Origin of the sequence: Bradyrhizobium sp. ISRA442 (assembly GCF_038085055.1) — a bacterium.
Lineage (GTDB): Bacteria > Pseudomonadota > Alphaproteobacteria > Rhizobiales > Xanthobacteraceae > Bradyrhizobium.
Window position 1 is genome coordinate 25,495 of sequence record NZ_JALGCN010000003.1, and the last position, 19,499, is coordinate 44,993.

13 protein-coding genes are annotated in these 19,499 nt (G+C 62.5%); 7 read left to right on the forward strand and 6 right to left on the reverse strand.

The window, feature by feature from the left end; all coding sequences use genetic code 11:
* Nucleotides 1-89: 89 nt before the first annotated feature.
* Nucleotides 90-1,112 carry an LLM class flavin-dependent oxidoreductase gene (locus MTR72_RS06350; RefSeq protein WP_341510238.1) on the reverse strand — a complete coding sequence of 341 codons (1,023 nt, stop codon included), beginning with the start codon at nt 1,110-1,112 and terminating at the stop codon, nt 90-92.
* Nucleotides 1,113-1,390: 278 nt separating this feature from the next.
* Between MTR72_RS06350 and MTR72_RS06355 the strand changes: the two genes are divergently transcribed.
* The 6 genes from MTR72_RS06355 to MTR72_RS06380 all read left to right on the forward strand — a co-directional run bounded on the left by MTR72_RS06355 (nt 1,391) and on the right by MTR72_RS06380 (nt 8,570).
* A complete protein-coding gene (locus tag MTR72_RS06355; RefSeq protein WP_280968002.1) occupies nt 1,391-3,361 on the forward strand; it encodes an AMP-binding protein in 1,971 nt (656 codons plus the stop codon).
* Nucleotides 3,358-4,143: an ABC transporter ATP-binding protein gene (locus MTR72_RS06360; protein ID WP_280968003.1), complete on the forward strand. Its 786-nt coding sequence runs from the start codon at nt 3,358-3,360 to the stop codon at nt 4,141-4,143. Before MTR72_RS06355 ends, MTR72_RS06360 begins: the two co-directional genes overlap by 4 nt.
* Nucleotides 4,144-4,152: 9 nt before the next feature.
* Nucleotides 4,153-5,082: a branched-chain amino acid ABC transporter permease gene (locus MTR72_RS06365; RefSeq protein ID WP_280971317.1), complete on the forward strand. Its 930-nt coding sequence runs from the start codon at nt 4,153-4,155 to the stop codon at nt 5,080-5,082.
* A 15-nt stretch (nt 5,083-5,097) separates the two neighbouring features.
* Nucleotides 5,098-6,225, forward strand: a complete 1,128-nt coding sequence (locus MTR72_RS06370) for a branched-chain amino acid ABC transporter permease (RefSeq protein WP_280968004.1) — start codon at nt 5,098-5,100, stop codon at nt 6,223-6,225.
* Complete coding sequence (locus tag MTR72_RS06375) at nt 6,207-7,661, forward strand: ABC transporter substrate-binding protein (RefSeq protein WP_445819560.1); 1,455 nt, start codon at nt 6,207-6,209, stop codon at nt 7,659-7,661. Before MTR72_RS06370 ends, MTR72_RS06375 begins: the two co-directional genes overlap by 19 nt.
* 66 nt (nt 7,662-7,727) lie before the next feature.
* On the forward strand, nt 7,728-8,570 hold the full coding sequence (locus tag MTR72_RS06380; RefSeq protein ID WP_280968005.1) for an ABC transporter ATP-binding protein: 843 nt from the start codon (nt 7,728-7,730) through the stop codon (nt 8,568-8,570).
* A gap of 229 nt (nt 8,571-8,799) precedes the next feature.
* Here the strand turns inward: MTR72_RS06380 and MTR72_RS06385 are convergent, their stop codons facing one another.
* From MTR72_RS06385 to MTR72_RS06395, 3 genes are all read right to left on the reverse strand, one after another.
* Nucleotides 8,800-10,338, reverse strand: coding sequence for an amidase (locus tag MTR72_RS06385; protein WP_280970823.1), 1,539 nt, complete (start codon nt 10,336-10,338; stop codon nt 8,800-8,802).
* A 545-nt stretch (nt 10,339-10,883) separates the two neighbouring features.
* Nucleotides 10,884-14,240, reverse strand: a complete 3,357-nt coding sequence (locus MTR72_RS06390; protein WP_341510239.1) for an adenylate/guanylate cyclase domain-containing protein — start codon at nt 14,238-14,240, stop codon at nt 10,884-10,886.
* Nucleotides 14,241-14,805: 565 nt separating this feature from the next.
* Entirely contained in the window at nt 14,806-16,824 is a 2,019-nt protein-coding gene (locus tag MTR72_RS06395) for a YgiQ family radical SAM protein (RefSeq protein WP_280968007.1), read from the reverse strand.
* A gap of 192 nt (nt 16,825-17,016) precedes the next feature.
* On the opposite strand from MTR72_RS06395, the gene MTR72_RS06400 reads away from it, so the two are divergent.
* A complete protein-coding gene (locus MTR72_RS06400) occupies nt 17,017-17,232 on the forward strand; it encodes a hypothetical protein (protein ID WP_280968008.1) in 216 nt (71 codons plus the stop codon).
* A 12-nt stretch (nt 17,233-17,244) separates the two neighbouring features.
* Here the strand turns inward: MTR72_RS06400 and MTR72_RS06405 are convergent, their stop codons facing one another.
* Nucleotides 17,245-17,910: a GntR family transcriptional regulator gene (locus MTR72_RS06405; RefSeq protein WP_280968009.1), complete on the reverse strand. Its 666-nt coding sequence runs from the start codon at nt 17,908-17,910 to the stop codon at nt 17,245-17,247.
* A 25-nt stretch (nt 17,911-17,935) separates the two neighbouring features.
* The gene (locus MTR72_RS06410; protein ID WP_341510240.1) at nt 17,936-19,348 is read right to left on the reverse strand and encodes an FAD-binding oxidoreductase; all 1,413 of its coding nucleotides are present in this window, start codon (nt 19,346-19,348) and stop codon (nt 17,936-17,938) included.
* Between the last annotated feature and the right edge of the window lie 151 nt (nt 19,349-19,499).

A 19,499-nucleotide genomic window follows, 5' to 3' on the forward strand; every position in this document is an offset into this window, starting at 1 on the left:
GCGGCGAAGCCGTATTGCCCACCTTCATCGGTCGCGGTGCGCCATTGCACTGATCTTGCCTCCGCTGCAGCACAGGCTCAACGACCGCCTCACCGCCACCCAAGCGCCGGCGCGACATGCGTCAGAATCGCTTCGATCGCATGCGCGCAGTAGGCGACGCCGAGCTGGTTGGGCACGGTCAAGAGCAAGGTGTCGGCCTCGGCGATGGCCTCGTCCTTGCGTAGCTGCTCGACGAGCACATCGGGCTCGGCGGCATAACTGCGGCCGAAGATTGCCCGCGTGCGCGGATCGATGAAACCGATCTGATCTTCCTCTTCGCGCCCGCCGCCGAAATAGGCGCGATCGCGATCGTCGACCAGCGCGAAGATGCTGCGGCTGACCGAGACCCGCGGCTCGCGGGCATGGCCGGCTTCCTTCCAGGCGGCACGATAAGCGCGGATCTGGGCGGCCTGCTGCACATGGAAGGCTTCGCCGGTCTCGTCGTTCTTCAGCGTCGAGCTCTGCAGGTTCATGCCGAGCTTGGCCGCCCAGACGGCAGTGGCGTTCGAGCCCGCACCCCACCAGATCCGCTCGCGCAGGCCTTGCGAATGCGGTTCGAGCCGCAGCAGTCCCGGCGGATTTGGAAACATCGGCTGCGGATTGGGCTCTGCAAATCCTTCGCCGCGCAGGAGGTCGAGAAAGACTTCCGCGTGGCGCCGGCCCATGTCGGCGTCGCTCTGGCCGTCGGCCGGCCGGTAGCCGAAATAGCGCCAGCCATCGATCACCTGCTCGGGGGAGCCGCGGCTGATGCCGAGCTGCAGCCGGCCGCCGGCGATGAGATCGGCGCTGCCGGCATCCTCCACCATGTAGAGCGGGTTCTCGTAGCGCATGTCGATCACGGCCGTCCCGATCTCGATGCGGCTGGTCCTCGCGCCGACGGCGGCGAGCAGCGGAAATGGCGAGGCAAGCTGGCGCGCGAAATGATGGACACGGAAATAGGCGCCGTCCGCGCCGAGCTCTTCCGCTGCCACAGCGAGCTCGATCGATTGCAGCAGCGTGTCTGCAGCCGAGCGGGTCTGCGACTGTGGCGAGGGCGTCCAGTGTCCGAAGGAGAGGAATCCGATTTTCTTCATGAGGGCAATCTATGGATGTTCGGGAGGGGGTAGCGCTGCAAGGTTGTTTGGACTGTCTTGGTTTGTCAGATTCACCCTCCAGGAGTGGTAGCCGGCACGTTCATACCTTCGCATGTGCTGCCGCGAAGAATAGGATCATACCCAATCTGGTACTTGTCGGCTTTCCGATTCATTGTAATCTCGGATCATGCGGCACTCGCATGGCTGTTGCCCAAAAAGGGCAGGCATCACCATAACAGGAGCGAACCAACGCGCCGGTTTTTGGGATCGAGACCGACATGGCCGGTGGCGGATCGTTTGACACGTTCCCCAAATTGCTGCTGCGAAACGCCGCGCAGTTTGGCACGCGTCCGGCGTTTCGCCACAAGGATCTCGGCATCTGGCAGAGCTGGACATGGGCTCAAGTTGCCGAGATTGTGCGTAGCTATGCCGCGGGCTTGCATCGGCTTGGCTTGCGAGCGGGCGACACGATCGCCGTAGTCGGGTCCAATCGGCCGAAGCTTTACTGGACCATGATGGCAGCGCAGGCGCTGCGCGCCGTTCCTGTTCCGGTTTACGCGGATGCCGTGGCCGACGAGCTTGCTTTTGTGCTCGCTCACGCCGAGACGAAGTTTGTCGCAGCGCAAGATCAGGAGCAGGTCGACAAGGTCTTGTCGGTGTCCGATCGACTGCCGCAACTCGACAAGATTGTCTATGACGAGTCGCGCGGCCTTGATCGGTACGATCACAGCCAATCGATCGCCATCGCCGATGTCATCGAGGACGGCCGTGCGGCGCTTGCGGCTGATGCCGCGCTAGGTGAACGGATTGATGAATTCGTTCGAACGGGCAACGGTTCGGACATCGCGGTCGTCCTCTACACTTCGGGAACGACCGGCGCGTCGAAGGGCGTCATGCTGTCGACACGGGGCTGCATTGACGCCGCAACCGATACCACGAGGTTCGACGGACTAACGCACGATGACGTGGTGCTTGCCTATCTGCCGCTGGCCTGGGTCGGCGATCATTACCTCAACTATGTGCAAGGCCTTGTCGCCGGATTCTGCACGGCGTGTCCCGAGAGCGCAGACACGGTCGAGCAGGATCGACGTGAGATCGGACCAACCTTTTACTTTGCCCCGCCACGCGGTTTCGAGGCCATGCTGACGCGGCTGATGATCCGCATGGAGGATGCAACGCCGATCAAGCGGCGAATGTTCAACTACTTCATCGACGTTGCACGTCGGTATGGCGAGCAGGTTTTGACCGGAAAGCCGGCGCCGCTGTCAGGCCGGTTGCGCTATGCGCTCGGGCGCTTGCTGGTCTACGAGCCTCTCAAGAACGTTCTCGGCCTGTCTCGGGTGCGCGTCGCCTATACCGCTGGCGAGGCCATCGGACCGGATCTGTTCGCGTTCTATCGCGCGATCGGACTAAATCTGAAGCAACTCTACGGTCAGACCGAAGCGTTCCTTTACGTGACCTGTCAGGCTGATGGTGAGATCTACTCCGATACGGTTGGTCCGGCGGCGCCGAACGTCGACATCCGCATCGCGGAATCGGGCGAAGTGCAGTTTCGCTCACCCGGCATGTTCATCGGCTATTTCAAGGATCAGGCAAAGACCGATGAAGCGATGACGTCCGACGGTTACGTCAAGACCGGCGATGCGGGCTTCTTCGACGAGAAGACCGGACATTTAAAGATCATCGATCGCGCGAAGGACGTCGGTCGGCTGGCCGACGGTACGATGTTCGCGCCGAAGTACCTTGAGAACAAACTGAAGTTCTTTCCCAATATCAAGGAGGCGATCACGTTCGGCGACTCAAGGGAGTTCGTTTGCGCCATGCTCAATATCGACCCGGTCGCCGTTGCGAATTGGGCGGAACGCAACAACGTCGCGTACGGATCCTATCAGGAGCTTGCCGGGCATCCGCTGGTCTACGACATGGTCGCGAAAGACGTTGCAGAGGTGAACTGCTCTCTCGTCAGGGAAAAGGTGCTTGCGGGCGCCCAGATTCGCCGCTTCCTGATCTTGCACAAGGAACTCGATGCCGATGATGGCGAGTTGACCCGCACGCAGAAGGTGCGCCGCCGGTTCGTCGCCGAACGCTATGCACCGCTGCTCTCGGCGCTCTACGACGGCTCGCCTGAGGCCGACATTTCCACTGAAGTCACCTTTGAGGACGGCCGCAAGGGTGCGATCGCGGCGCGGGTCAAGATTCGCGACATGCAGGCCACTGGCGCGGCGGAGTCTCTGGGGAAGGCCGCATGAGAGCGCCGGACACAAACGAAATCCTGTTGCAGGTCGAGGGCGTGGCCCTTGCCTTCGGCGGCGTCAGGGCACTGAGGGACGTTTCGTTCAACGTCAGAAAGGGTGAAATTCGAGCCATCATCGGCCCCAACGGCGCCGGCAAGACCTCGATGCTCAACGTCGTCAACGGTTTCTATCATCCCGATCGTGGCGCCATCACTTTCAAGGGACGCACCCGGACCAGGATGCAGCCCTTCGAGGCGGCCCGCGGCGGCATCGCGCGCACCTTTCAAAATGTCGCCCTGTTCAAGGGAATGAGCACGCTCGACAACATCATGGCCGGCCGCACCCTAAAGGTACGTCGGGGCCTGTTCTGGCAAATGCTGCGTTACGGCCCTGCGCAGGCAGAGGAACTTGAGCATCGGCACCGGGTCGAGGAGATCATCGACTTCCTGGAGATCGAAGCGATCCGCAAGGTACCGGTTGGACGTTTGCCCTACGGCTTGCAGAAACGCGTCGAACTTGGTCGCGCTCTCGCGATGGAGCCTGACCTCCTTCTCCTCGATGAGCCGATGGCAGGAATGAATCTTGAGGAAAAGGAGGACATGTCGCGGTTCATCGTCGGCCTGAACGACCAATACGGCACGACGATCGCGCTGATCGAACACGACATGGCCGTGGTCATGGATCTCTCGGATCGCGTTGCGGTGCTCGATCACGGCGTCAAGATCGCCGACGGCACGCCCAACGAGGTCAAGAACAGCCAAGCCGTCATCGACGCCTATCTTGGCGTTGCACACTGAGGAGCGCCCGTGATCGCATTGGGCCAATTTCTCGAAGTTCTGATCGGCGGGTTGATGTCCGGCGTGCTCTATTCGCTGGTCGCGCTTGGCTTTGTGCTGATCTTCAAGGCATCCGGTGTGTTCAATTTTGCCCAGGGCGCAATGGTGTTGCTTGCAGGGCTGGCGCTGGTTCGCACCCTGGATCTCCTGGTTGCCAACGGCTTTCCGCTTTGGGCGGCGATCGTCCTCGGCATCGGCTTTGCCGCAGGGATCATGGCGGCAACGGCCTGGCTGATCGAGCGGTTCGTGATCGGACCTCTTGTCAACCAGGACGGGCTCACGCTGTTCATGTCCACGATCGGCGTGACATTCGTCATCGAGGGTGCGTCGGAGATGATCTTCGGGTCGGATGTCTACCCGTTGCGACTGTTCCCGACGGACGCCTGGTTTGTGCTCGAGGATCTCTTCCCGGGTGGAATTCTGATCAACAAGCTGGATGTCTGGGGCGCGTTGATTGCCGGCATCCTGGTCGCCGGTCTCGCGATCTTCTTCCAGCGCACCAAGACCGGTCGCGCACTCAGGGCCGTGGCCGACGACCATTTGGCCGCGCATTCAGTCGGGATCCCGATCAGTTGGATCTGGTTCGTGGTCTGGCTCGTTGCCGGTCTCGTTGCGCTGGTCGCGGCGACCGTGTGGGGTACCAAGCTCGGCGTGCAGTTCTCCATCACCTTCCTCGCGCTGAAGGCTCTGCCGGTTCTGATCATCGGGGGCCTCACCTCCATTCCGGGAGCCATCGTCGGCGGGCTCATCGTCGGGGCGGGTGAGAAGATTGCCGAGGTGTATTTGGGGCCGTCCATCGGCGGCGGCATCGAATATTGGTTTGCCTACGTGCTGGCGTTGGCGGTGCTGCTCATGCGGCCGCAAGGGCTATTCGGCGAGCGGATCATCGAACGCGTCTGAGATGAGGAATTTGTTGTGCTTTATCGCGAGGCTGGACAGTTCAAGACGACCTACGCAGAGGACATGGCGATCTTCCCGATCCGTCAGGACCGAATTGCGCTGGCGATCTTGCTTGGTCTCGCGTTCATTGGCGTGCCGCTGTTGGCGACGCTCCATATCTGGCCGTTCCACAGCGACTATCTGCTGTGGGCCATCTTGCTGCCCTTCCTCATCCTGGCGCTCGCCGCCATCGGCACGAACATTCTCGTCGGGTATTGCGGCCAAATCTCGCTGGGCAGCGGCGCATTCATGGCCATTGGCGCCTATGCCGCCTACAAGCTGGCAACCGGCGTTCACATCCCGCTTGCCTGGCTCGGCTTCGCGATCTCGATCCCACCGTTGCCCGTGCTGGCATCCATTCTGCTTGGCGGGCTCATCGCGGCGGGGGTCGGAATCCTGTTCGGCATTCCCAGTCTGCGGATCAAGGGCCTCTACCTGGCGGTAGCAACGCTCGCCGCGCAGTTCTTCTTCGATTGGGCGTTCCTGCGGATCCCGTGGTTCACCAACTACGCCCCGTCGGGATCGGTCAATGCGCCGGAGCTGGAATTCTTCGGTCTGGTCGTTCGGACGCCGGTTGAGCGCTACCTGCTGTGCCTGCTCTTCGTGACCGTGATAGCGGTTTTGGCGAAGAATCTCGTTCGCGGCAATCTTGGCAGACAATGGATGGCGATCCGCGACATGGACATCGCCGCCGAACTGATAGGTATCCGGCCGCTGTATGCAAAGCTCACGGCCTTCGCGGTCTCTTCATTCATCATCGGCGTGGCGGGCGCACTCTGGGCGTTCGTCTACCTTGGCTCATGGGAGCCGCTTGCGTTCTCGATCGACCGTTCGCTGGAACTTCTGTTCATGGTCATCATCGGCGGACTCGGATCGATCATGGGTTCGTTCGTCGGGGCGGCCTTCATCCTCATCGTGCCGATCATGCTGAATGTGGTTCCAACTGAGCTCGGCGTGCCGCTGTCGACGGAAACGATCGCTCATCTCGAATTCATCATCTTCGGGTCGCTGATCTGCTATCTTCTCATAAAAGAACCCCATGGCTTCGCCCGGCTGATATCGATCGCCAAGGAGAAGCTCAGACTTTGGCCGTTTCCCTATTGAAGAAGCGATCGCGCCTCGATCGCAACGCGGGATGGCGGCCGTTGGAAGAGGAGGAAGAAAAAAACCCCCGGACTCAAGAAGAGGGGACTCAAAAGGAGGAGTATATCGAAATGGCAAGCATTGCACGCAATGTACTGATAGTGGCGGCCGTCCTGTCTGGCGCGTCGGTTAGCGCACCGGCCGCAGCGCAAAACGAGCAGTTCATCCCAATTCTCTCCTACCGGACCGGACCGTACGCCGTGAATGGCGCTCCTTACGCAAACGGTGTTGTGGACTATTACAACCTGATCAATGAGCGTGACGGCGGCATCAACGGCGTCAAGATCCTGGTTGAAGAATGCGAGACGGGTTACGCGACCGACAAGGGCGTAGAGTGTTACGAGCGTCTCAAGAGCAAGGGTCCAACCGGGGCGGCCTTCATCAATCCTCTGTCGACCGGCATCACCTTCGCCCTCACCGAGAAGACCGCGGCCGATAAAATCCCGATCATCACGATGGGCTACGGCCGTGCCGATTCCAAGAATGGTGCGGTGTTCGCCTATAATTTTCCAATGCTCGGCACTTACTGGTCCGCGGCGGATATCGCGATCCAGCACGTCGCCAAGGAACTCGGCGGCTTCGACAAGCTGAAAGGCAAGAAGATTTCGCTGCTGTACCACGACAGCCCCTATGGCAAGGAGCCGATCCCGATGCTGCAGGTACTGGCGCAGAAGTACGGCTTTGATTTCACGCCGATCCCGGTCACGCACCCCGGCGTCGAACAGAAGTCGCAATGGCTGGCGATCCGGCAGAACCGGCCGGACTATGTCCTGGTCTGGGGCTGGGGTGTCATGAACAGCACGGCAGTCAAGGAAGCGGCGGCCGTTGCCTATCCGCGCGAGAAGATGATCGGTGTCTGGTGGTCCGGCGCAGAGCCGGACGTGACGCCCGCGGGCGATCAGGCCATAGGCTACAAGTCGCTGATGCTTCAGCATGGCGCGGGCAAGTTTCCCGTCCATGCCGACATAGAGAAATACGTCTACGCGAAAGGCAAGGGTTCGACGGAGCCGGGCAAGGTCGGCGAAGTCCTCTACAACCGTGGCATCGTCAATGCCATGCTCGGCGTGGAGGGGATCCGCAAGGCGCAGGAAAAGTTCGGCCAGAAGCCGCTGACGGGCGAGCAGATCCGTTGGGGTCTTGAGAACCTCAACCTCTCCGAGGCACGCATCAAGGAGCTCGGCTTCGAAGGAATGTTGAAGCCGATCAGGATCTCCTGCTCCGACCACGAGGGCACGCGCGACGGGCGCGTCCAGCAGTGGGACGGCAAGCACTGGAAGATCATCTCTGACTGGTACACGGCTGACGAAGCGCTCATCGATCCGCTCGTCAGGGAAGTCTCCACGAAGTATGCCGCGGATAAGAAAATCCAGCCGCGCGAGTGCTCGAAAGAAAGCTGAGCCGTGTGATCGCTCCGGGAGCCGATGCGCGGCTCCCGGATTGCCACTGTTTGGAAAGGCCTGCGCGTGTCAATTGACAGGGTTTTCGCCACGGCAACTGAAACCGCCGCTCCGCTTCTGTCGGTCAACAATATCGAGGTCGTCTACGATCACGTTATCCTCGTGTTGAAAGGAGTATCGCTGGGGGTCTCGCGAGGCGGCATTGTCGCGCTTCTCGGCGCCAATGGTGCCGGCAAGACCACCACGCTGAAGGCGATCTCCAACCTGCTGCACGCGGAGCGCGGCGATGTTACCAAAGGCTCGATCCTGTTCGATGGCGTCGAGGTGCAGTCCCATTCGCCAAACGATCTGGTACGGCGCGGCTGCATTCAGGTGATGGAGGGGCGGCGCGCCTTCGCTCATCTCACGGTCGAGGAGAATCTCCGGACCGGTGCCTTTACGCGCAAGGACGGCAAGTCGGCGATCGCGCAGGATCTTGAACGGGTCTACGCCTACTTTCCCCGCCTCAGAGAGCGGCGCAATTCGACCGCCGGATATACGTCGGGCGGCGAACAGCAGATGTGCGTGATCGGCCGCGCGCTGATGTCGCGCCCAAAAATGATCCTGCTCGACGAACCGTCGATGGGCCTCGCGCCGCAGATCGTCGAGGAGATCTTCGAGATCGTGAAAGATCTCAACGTCAAGGAAGGTGTATCGTTTCTGCTCGCCGAACAGAATGCCAACATGGCGCTCAGATATGCGAGCCACGGCTACATCCTTGAAAATGGCCGCGTGGTGATGGACGGCGAAGCGCGCGCGCTCGCCGCAAACGAGGACGTCAAGGAGTTCTACCTCGGCGTCGCCGGCGACAAGCGAAAATCATATCGCGATGTAAAGCACTACAAGCGGCGCAAGCGCTGGCTCGCCTAGCCGATGACGCTGAGTGATCGGCCCCCCGCTGGTGCTGGGGACAGATGTAAGTCGGCATCTGCCAGCAGGTTCGGTCCGGCGTGCCCGTGCGCTAGTGGCGGTGATCTGGGCGGTGTCGGCGACGGATCACTCCTAAGCGGCAGAGGCTCGCGTCAAGATAACTCGCGGGCCTCTTGTTTCCGAAGCTTGGGGCCGGCGTTACTGTTAGCCGGCAATTCGCTACTTTCGTCTATCCGACGACCTGGAACGCGTCAGCCGCACGCAACACGGTGCCGTCCTCCCAGTGGCGTCCGATCAGCATCATGCCAACAGGGAGCCCTGCCGACATGCCTGCCGGAACCGTGGTGGCAGGGTGGCCAGTAACGTCGAACGGGCAAGTGTTGGAAATCATTTCGAGTGCTCGCGCAACGTAGTCCTCGCGGCTCGCATCCGGGGCGGGGAGTAGCGTAGCTTTCAAAGGTAACGTCGGCATGAGCAGGAGATCGACGCCGCCAAGCGCCTCATCATAGGCGGCGCGGAGCACGCGTGCGAGGTTTTGGGCTTTGGCGTAGTAGTGACCCTGGTAATTGTCCTGCATGTACTGGCCGAGCAGGATGACGAGCTTGACGGTCTCCGAGAGGTCATTGGCGCGCACCCGCCGGCTCCGGCCGTAGAAGTCCAGGAGCGAAGTTGTGTAATGCCCTTTCCAATTGGTTCCCATGCTGTTGCCGGCGACCATCAGCATCGTGGTGCCCTCGACGGCGATAGCGTTCCATATGTGAATGCCGTCGCGGTGGAGGGGGATCGATACCTCGATTACGGTTGCCCCCGCTCGGGTCAGGCGTTGCGCTGCCTCGCGTACCATGGCGTCGACATCGGGCTCGGAATTGGGCCAGCCAAATCCTTCCTTGACGATACCGATCCGCAAGCCGCGGGCGTGTCCCGTGAGCAGCTTGGTATACGCTTCGGTACGAAGTCCCGCCGGTTGGCGCGGGTCGAGGCCATCGGCACCAGCAAGCACCTCGAGTAGCTGGGCGGCATCGCCGGCGGTGCGGGCGATGGGCCCAGTGTGATCAAGCGTTAGCTCGATCGGAAAGACACCCGTGTATGGCACAAGCCCCTGGGTGGGCTTGTGGCCAACCGCTCCGCAGAAAGAGCTGGGAATCCGGATCGACCCTCCCTGGTCGCCCCCGATGGCCATGTCGCACTCGCCGGCGACGACGAGCGCGGCGCTGCCACTGGAGGAGCCGCCGGCCGATCGCTTTGGATCGTGCGGATTGAGCACGGGCCCGGTGTCGGAGGTATGGCTGCCGCCCGAGAAGCAGAGATGCTCGCACACGGCCTTGCCGATGATCTCCCCACCGGCATCGAGGATGCGGGTCACAATGGTCGCGTCCACGTCGGGCACATAGCCCTCCAGCACGTTGGAACCGTTCATCATCGGGATGCCGGCGACGCACACATTGTCTTTAATGGCGATCTTCTTGCCCGCGAGAGGCCCCGACGTTGCGCCCTTGATGGAGCACCGCCAGTACCAAGCGTTGAGTCGATTGTCCGAGGCGGATGGACGGAATCCCGCGTCCCGCGGGTAATTCACCGCCAATGTCGGCTCCGCGAACTGGTCCAGGCGACGGTACGACGCGAGCACACCATCCATGAGGTTTCGGAACGACGTCAGATCGTCGCGGCTGAGATCCAGGTTGTAGGATTTGGCGATGCGCTGCAGTTCGGGCAGCGGTGGCTTGCGCAGAATCCGCGGCGCCGTTGCCGTCGGGGGTGGCGCTTGCATGCCGGTCTCCGCCGCCGCACGAACAGGCGTTGCAGCGGCGACGACGGTTGCCGCTACCCCGGCCGTGCCGGCATGAAGGAAGCGACGACGCGAATAGTTTGACGATCCTCGCATGGCATATCCTCCTTCGATCAATGAGTTCACTTCTCGATCTGCTGCTCGCCCTCAAGTATCGGGACCGACCGTTGGTCGGCGACCGCGACGGCCACCAAGCGGAGGCCGCCGATGCTGCGGCTGTGGTACCAAGCCGCAACATCACACAGAGCGCTTGCATCTGGACAGGCTAAGGCGCAGCACCCGCAGGAGGTCGAGGTTGGGGCCGTAGAGCGTGACCGAGCTGATCGTTTGCGGCGATTAAAGCCGCTACTGGATACCTCAGGCATCCTCGTGCGGACTGCGAGCGGCGCGCTGTCCAGCAAGCGGATTATCGTGCAGCCACCGGCGATCTTCAAGGGATGCGACCCATGTGGCGCATATCTCGAGGTGAAAAAGATCTCTGACAAGGTTTCCAGGTGCGCCGCGGTTTGGACAAGCGATAGCGCAAGTCACCGCAATCGATCGAGCAAAGCCTTCGCTTCCTTCAGATCGTTCGTTTCAAAGCCCTCGGTACACCAGGTGTAGATGGGCGCGAGCAGTTCGAGCGCCTCCTCGCGCCTGCCCTGGTCGATCCATAAGGCTGCAAGGTCCGTTGCAGCTCGAAGTTCAAGGGCTTTAGCTTGTTGGCTTCTTGCCGTGGTCAATGCCTGATCGAGCCGTGATTGCGCCTCGGTGCTGGCTTCCGGCGCGCCGCGGACGAGCAGCGCGCGCGCTTTCAGTCGATACAATTCGGCCTCAAACACCCGTTCGCTATTACGGCTGGCGGTAGCGAGGCCCTGCTCGATCAGCTCCACTGCACCCTCGCATTGATTGCTCGACAACAGGGCCGGACACAAGAGCACGTACAGTGCCGTGATGCCCAGTTGATACCCTGCGCCACGATATTCATTCATCGCAGTCTGGATTTCCTCGAGTGCGCTGGATGAAGGGGCAAGAAAGGTCATGCATATCCCCCGCACGGCGAGCGCCAATCCTCGCCATTGCCGGAATCCGTGTTCCTCCGACAAGGTGAGACAGCGTTCGGCATAGCGGCGCGCAGTCAATACCTCGCCACGAAGAGCGTGGAGAACAGACGCATAATAGCAAGCATAAGCCTGCGAATGTGGATGACAGATGCCGTCTGCCCGCCGGATGGCGGCGTCCATTCGTGTGATTGCCGTGTCGGCGTCGCCGAGCAGCCAAAGAACCCAAGACATCAGGGCAAGGTCTGCCACTCCGGCATCCTGGCCGGCGGCACGGGCCGCCAATCTCTCGTCCTCGGTGCTTGCGTCAAACGCCTCAAGGGCCCGTTCGATCGCTTCGCGGGCACCGGGGAGATGCCCCATGAAAAGGCGAATCATGGCTTGCCCGCGCATTGCGTTGAGCAACGCTGGTCGATTGCCGCGCGCCTCGGCGAGATGAAGCAGGACTGCGACCATTTCCTCGGCAACCGGCAACTCACCGCGAATGACGCTCGCGGTGGCCAACCAAAACATGATTTGTAGCTGCTCGGGGGGATCTCCGAGGCGCTCGCACAACTCGCGAGCACGCGTGAAGGTCGCCACCGCCTTGTTCGAGGCAGGCCCCTGGGTAGCGATCAGGCAGGGGCCCAGAGCGAACTGGAAATCAAGCTCCAGCCTGTTCTTCGCTGCGCCGTCGGCCAAATGGACGGAAGCCTCGATACCTCGCTGCAGGTGGGCGATGGCTTCGAGGTTGGCGGAGCGCATCGCGGCTTTCTTGCCGGCCTGCAGCCAATATCCTCCCGCCTTTTCAAACAGTCCCGACACCGTGAGATGGTGCGCGAGAGTTTCGGGTTGAGCCTCCACAATTTCTGGGAACCGTTGCTCGAAGGCGTCTGCGATTCTGGCATGCAGTGCCGCGCGTCGGCCCTTCAAAAGTCCCGAGTAGGCGGCGTCCCGGACCAGCGCGTGTTTGAAGGTGTAAACCGCGTGTGGAATTTCGCCCCGGCAGAACAGCAGTTCCGAACGCACCAATTGGTCGAGCGCCTCGTCCAATCTCTGCTTCGGCAGCCCGGCGACGGCACTCACAAGTTCGTAGTGGAATTCGCGACCCGCGACGGCACCGATTTGGGCGACGTCCCGCACCGGTGACAACCGGTCAAGGCGAGCCATCAACGAAGCCTGCAGCGTGGTTGGGATCGCCAATGACGGCAGAGGTGTCTCGAGAACATATTCCCCGTCCCGTTCTCGCAACAAACCGCCTTCCAGCACCATCTTCGTCAATTCCTCGACGAAGAGCGGCACTCCATCGGTGTGTGCGAGAATGTGCTCCATTACCTCCCTGGGGAGTGTTTTCCCCCCGGTCACCCGCAGGACCAACGCTGTGCCGTCGCGTCGGCCAAGGCGGGTGAGCGGGATCGTTGTGGTGTGGGGATAGCTCGGCCAGGGCGAAGTGAATTCGGGCCTGGCCGTGATCAGCACCAGTACCCGAAGCTGCGGCACGTGCTCCACAGTAGCTGCGAGGAGCTCAAGCGAGGTTGGGTCAATCCAGTGTACATCTTCGAAAACAAGCAAAACCGGCCACTGCGCCGCTAACCCGTCGAGCTGGGCCAGCAATGCCGCAAAGGTCTTCTCTTTGCGTTTTTGTGGAGTGAGGTCCTGCAATCGGCAGCGGTCATCTGTCGGGAGCGCCAATAAGTTGGCCAGAACTGCCAGATGTTCGGGATCCCGTGTGGATTGCGCCAGCAGAGCCTCGAGCTTCGATAGCTTATCCTGAGGTGAGTCGCTGTGCCTGAACCCGGCAGCACGTTCGAGCTGGCCGATGAATGGGAACAATGCGCTGTGGGTATGATGCTCAGAGCAGAAATAGCGCAGCGTGACGTGTGATTCAGCGTGGAGCCGCTCATTAAGCGCCAACGCAATGTGTGATTTGCCAATCCCCGGTTCTCCCGCAAGCGTCACCACCCGGCCTTCTTCCTGGGTCGCTTGTCGCCAGCGGCGTAGCAGCAGCTCTATTTCCTCCTCACGCCCAAACAGCGGCGGCAGCTTGGTGGTGTGCATGGCCTCGAAGCGGCTCTCTACACCGCTCATTCCCAGCACCTGATAAACCCGGAGCGGCTCCGCCCAGCCTTTAAGCGCGACGGGACCGAGGTCGCGATAATGGAACTCTCCCCCGGTGAGACGGCGTGTGCCCGCGGAGATCAACACAGTCCCCGGCTCGGCCATCGTCTGCAGGCGCGCGGCGAGGTTCGGCGTCTCACCAACAACCGCTTGCTCCGCTGGAATATCCTCAATCAGCACCTCGGTTACAACCACAGTCCCCGTCGCAATGCCAATGCGAATCTGCAGCGGCGCGGCGACATTCCGGATGCTCGCTACGGCATCAATGAGTGCGAGCGCAGCGCGCACAGCCTGCTCGGCATCATCCTCATGGGCGTGCGGATAGCCGAAATAGTCCAATGCACCGTCACCCATATAGCGAGCAATCCTTCCCTGATAACGGCCTATGACTTCTGCGATGCAGATATGATACGCGTCAATCAGGGCTCGCATGTCCTCCGGATCCAACCGCGCCGAAAGGGCAGTGGAGCCAACCAAGTCGCAAAACATCACCGTCAGATGGCGCCGCTCGCCCTCATCCGGCCGCCCCGGTCCGGTCGCTGTTTTCGCCGGTTTAGGCACAGCCGCATCATCAAGCTCCGCGATGACACGGAGCATCTTGCGGCGATGACCGAGCAAGACGCCGAGGTCCTTGAGGTCCTGGTCCGTCAAGTCGCGGAGAACTGAGAGGTCAATGCCGTTTTCGGCGAAGCGCTGAGCGTACTTTGACAAGCCGATCGACTCGAGCCACTCCGCGACGCCTCTCATGGCAAATTTGACACCTCCCTCAGCTCAGTTCCCGCAGGTATCCAAGCACAATCGCCCTGCTCTGCACCCGAGGCCAGCCGGATCTCGGTTATGGTATCCCTCCGAAAGGTGCGGTGGTGAGGGTTACGGCAGGCGCCAGCTCACTTCTTCCGGACTGAATCAGCAGAAGAGCGACCACAGCACGCGACCGTATTGCAGCCGCGGGAACGACAAATCATGTCTTCGATACCGCTCGACATGGCGAGCCGTAAATTTCCGCTTAGAGGTTAGTCCTCGCGGCAAAAAAATGGTTCACTGAAGAAGGGCTCGTTCGAATGGGTTGTCGATTGCGCCGTTATCAGGGGCACAGCGGACCTGGTGCGCCCCCCAAACTGGGCACGCCCTAGCCAGCGCGCCCCGATGATAGAATCGTGCGCCTGTTTTGCCCGACGTGTCAACGGCTTCGCAAAGTGCTTAAGTCATTGACACTGCGACTGCCGGCTACTTTGCATGGGGTTGTTTTCGACTTTTTTGTTTAGGGGGCGGGAAAGCATCAGGGCGAAGCTGATCGCATCTCGTTTGCCCGCTACTTCATCAACCGCACGCCCTTGGTCGTGAAGCGCTGTGTCCGGCCGCCGGGGCGCATCGGACGCTTTGTGCCGGCAGCCTTGCCGGTGCCGGGCGGCTGGTGCGCGGGCACGAGCTGGTCAGGACGGGAGCCGATCAGGTCGGCGCGGCCCATCGCTTTCAGCGCTTCACGCAGCAGCGGCCAGTTGTCGGGGTCGTGGTAGCGCAGGAATGCTTTGTGCAGCCGGCGCTGCCGAAGACCCTTGATCGCCTCGACCTGGTCGCTGCCGCCGCGCCGCACGCCGCGCAGCGGATTGACGCCGGTGTGATACATCGCCGTCGCCGTCGCCATCGGCGAGGGCAGGAAGGTCTGCACTTGGTCGGCGCGGTAGCGGTTCTTCTTGAGCCAGAGCGCGAGGTTCATCATGTCCTCGTCGGTCGTGCCCGGATGCGCGGCGATGAAATAGGGGATCAGATAGTATTTCTTGCCGGCCTGTTCGGCGGCGGCATCAAACATCCGCTTGAAGCGGTTGTAGGCGCCGATACCCGGCTTCATCATCTTGTCGAGCGGACCGCGCTCGGTGTGCTCGGGTGCGATCTTCAAATAGCCGCCGACGTGGTGGGTGACGAGCTCCTTGATGTATTCAGGGCTCTCCACCGCAAGATCGTAGCGCACGCCGGAGGCGACCATCACCTTCTTGACGCCTTTGACCTCGCGCACCTTGCGATAGAGCCGGATCAGATCGTCATGCGAGGTGTTGAGGTTCGGACAAATCTCGGGGAAGACGCAGGACGGCCGCCGGCACGCGGCCTCGACCTTCGGATCCTTGCAGGCCATCCGGTACATGTTGGCGGTGGGACCGCCGATGTCGGAGATCACGCCGGTGAAGCCAGGCGTGCGGTCGCGGATCTTCTCGATCTCGCGCAGGACCGAGCCTTCCGAGCGGTTCTGGATGATGCGGCCTTCGTGCTCGGTGATCGAGCAGAAGGTGCAGCCGCCGAAGCAGCCGCGCATGATCGTCACCGAGAATTTTATCATCTCCCACGCCGGGATCCTGGCGTCGCCATAGGAGGGATGCGGCGCGCGGGCATAGGGGAGGTCGTAGACCGCGTCCATCTCCTCGGTGGTGAGCGGGATCGGCGGCGGGTTCAGCCACAGATCGCGATCGCCATGGCGCTGCACCAGTGGCCGCGCATTGCCGGGATTGCTCTCCCGGTGCAGCACGCGCGAGGCTCTTGCATAGGCCTCGCGATCCTGTTCGACCTGCTCCAGGGCCGGCAGCCGGATTACGGTCGCGCCCCGCGTCCGCGATGCGCCCTCGTCGGCGGAGTCGAGGTCGTCGGCATGCAATTCGGTGTAGTCGTCGGGCACGCGGCGGAACAGCGCGACACCCCTGACGTCGTCGAGATCGCGCGGCGCTTCGCCGGCGGCGAGCCGGTTTGCCACCTCGACGACGGCGCGCTCGGCATTGCCGTAGAGCAAGAGGTCGGCCTTGGCATCGGCCAGCACCGAGCGGCGCACCTTGTCGGACCAGTAGTCGTAATGCGCGATCCGACGCAGCGAGGCCTCGATGCCGCCGAGCACGATCGGCACCTCCTTGAACGCCTCGCGGCAGCGCTGGGCGTAGACGATGGTGCAACGGTCCGGGCGCCGGCCACCCTCACCGCCGGCCGTATAGGCGTCGTCGTGGCGCAAGCGGCGATCCGCCGTGTAGCGGTTGACCATGGAGTCCATGTTGCCGCCGGTGACGCCGAAGAACACGCGCGGCTTGCCTAGCGCCTTGAACGGCTCGGCCGAATGCCAGTCGGGCTGCGCGATGATGCCGACCCGAAAGCCCTGCGCCTCCAGCAGCCGGCCGATGATCGCCATGCCGAAGCTCGGATGGTCGACATAGGCATCGCCCGTGACCAGCACGATGTCGCAGGCGTCCCAGCCGAGCGCCGTCATCTCGGCGCGGCTCATCGGGAGGAACGGCGCCGGCTTGCCGGGCCGCGCCCGGGCCATCAGGGGCCTTTCGGCGGTGATTTGGGTGTCCATGGCGCCTACGCATAAGACCCCGGCCAGGCGAATTCAACCGACGGGCGCGTGATAGATCGCGGTTCCCGCCTCGCGCCTGATTGGGCGGTGATGTCCCGATGGCAGGAATTCGGCCGCAGGAACCAACCGCTTCCGCGAACATTCTGGTCAGGGGGTCGACGCGGGGGCGCGCTTTACGCGATCGAGGCGCTGATGCCTGCAATCGGATTTGACCTGAATGTTCGTCTCGGGCGAGGGGGAGCTGTGAGTACGGTGATAGAGAACCTGCTGGCGCGAAAGCAGCAGCTCGTGGAGCAACTGGACAAAGCGCAGGCGGTCGAGGAACGCGACAGGATCGAGCACCAGCTCGAGCAGATCAACACCGCGCTCGATTTTCTGGATCGACCCGAACCGAACGGCGGGCACTAATTTAGCGGCCGCTCAGTCCACCTTCAACGCCCGCGCATAGGCCACGCCTGAATTGGTGATATGCGTCGTGACCAGCGTCTCGAACGCCGCGAGCTCGCCGTGTGCGAACAAATCGAGCAGCTTGCGATGCTCGTCGAACGATGTGCGGGTCCGCACGTCGATCGGGGAGGTCAGGTTGGTGCGCAGCGCCGCGACGCGGCCCGAGACGAGCTGATAGGATTCGACGAGATAGCGGTTGCCGCAATGCGCGAACAGCGCCTCGTGAAAGGCGGCATCGGCGCGGCCATAGGCGATGTTGTCCCTGGCCGCGACCGCGGGCTCCATCGCCGCGATCGCGGCGCCCATTGTCGCAATCGCGCCGTCGCGATCGTGACGGAACGCGAGCTCGGCCGCCTTGGGTTCGAGCGCGATCCGGAAGGTGCACAGCGCGGTGATGTCCTCGGCGCTCGGCGTGAAGACGAAGCTGCCGACCTGCGGCCTGATCACCACGAGCCCCTGCGCCTGCAACTGCCCCATCGCCTCGCGCACCGGCGTGCGGCTGACGCCGAAGGAGTTCGCAACCATCTCCTCGGAAATCGCCGCGCCAAGCGCGAAATCGCCGTCGATGATGGCCTGGCGCAGTCGCAGCATGACGCGCTGCGACAGCGATTTCGGCGCATCGAGCTTCAAGGCTCTCATCGGCGCTCCCATGGCGTTGCGGCAGTCAGATCACCTTGCCGGGGTTGAGCAGATGCTCGGGGTCGAGCGCGGCCTTCAGCGTGCGCATCAGCGCGATCTCGGCGTCACTCCTGGCATGCCCCAGCCACTGCTTCTTCAGCGTGCCGATGCCGTGCTCGGCGGAGACGCTGCCGCCCATTTCGCGTACCAGACCATAGATGATCGCGTCCATCTCCGCCTTCGGCTGGTGCTCGATGGCGCGGCCCGTGACCCAGGAGACGAGGTGCAGGTTGCCGTCGCCGATATGGCCATAATAGACGCTCTCGCATCCTTCAATGCCCTTCGCGAGCGCCGCCTTGCAGCGCGTGACGAACTCGTCCATCCGCGCCACGGCAAGGCCTATATCGTAGGAGATGTGCGGCCCCAGCACCTGGCCGAATTCGGCGCAGATGTCGCGCACCCGCCAGAACGCCTGGGTCTGCGCCAGCGATTGCGCTACGGCAGCATCCGCCAAGAGCCCGCGCTCCATCAGCTCTTCGAGCCAGCTCTGGAATCGCGGGGCATCTAAGCTCTCGTCGGTGCCCTGCGCCTCCACCAGCACGTAGAGACCGTGGCCTGCGGCGACCGGAGGCTTTACGCCGGCGCGCGCCGTGATCACCTCCCAATAGTCCGGCCACATCACTTCGAACGCCGAGAGCAGCGGGCCGAGCCCGCTTCGCGCGGCCCCGAGCAGCTCGATCACCGCGGCATAGTCCTTCAGCGCGCACAGCGCAGCCATGGTCGAGCGCGGCTTTGGAAACAGCCGCAGCACCACGCGGGTGACGATGCCGAGCGTGCCCTCCGAGCCGATGAAGAGATGCTTGAGATCATAGCCGGCGTTGTTCTTCATCAGCTTGTTGAGACTGGTGATGATCGCGCCGTCGGGCAGCACCACTTCGAGGCCGAGCACCAGTTCGCGCGTCATGCCGTAGCGGATCACGCGGTTGCCGCCGGCATTGGTGGAGAGATTGCCGCCGATGGCGCAGGAGCCGCGCGAGCCGAGATCGAGCGGGAAGAAGAAGCCGGCCTCGTCGGCGGCCTTCTGGATCGTCTCGAGCGGGGTACCGGCCTTCACCGTCATCGTTGCGGACGCACGATCGATCTCCTCGATGCCGACCATGCGCTCGAGCGAGATCGCGACCCAGCCTGGCTCGGGCGAGGCGCCGCGGCACAGACCTGTCAATCCGCCCTGCGGCACAAACGGCAGCCGCGCCTGCCGGCAAGTCGCGATCGCGTCGGCGACGCCTTGCGCATCGAGCGGACGGATCACCGCGAGCGGCGTTTGCGGCAGGCTCGCGCTCCAGTCGTTGCAATTGCGCGCGGGCACCTCGGCGCCAGTCAGCACGGCCGCGGCGCCGAGCTTGTCGCGGAGGGCGCTGAGCAATTGGTTGGGATGATCGGCCGGGGTCACCATATCCATGCAGCACCTCTTGAGGTCGCCCGCAGCCGACTGAGCGCGAGCGAACACGGGAATTGCCCCGAGCTTGTATGTAAGGTACAAGGGGAAAAGTAAAGCAAAAACAAGGCCCAATCGAGCCCCGAAGGTCGTTATGCATCAGGGGCTTACGCCG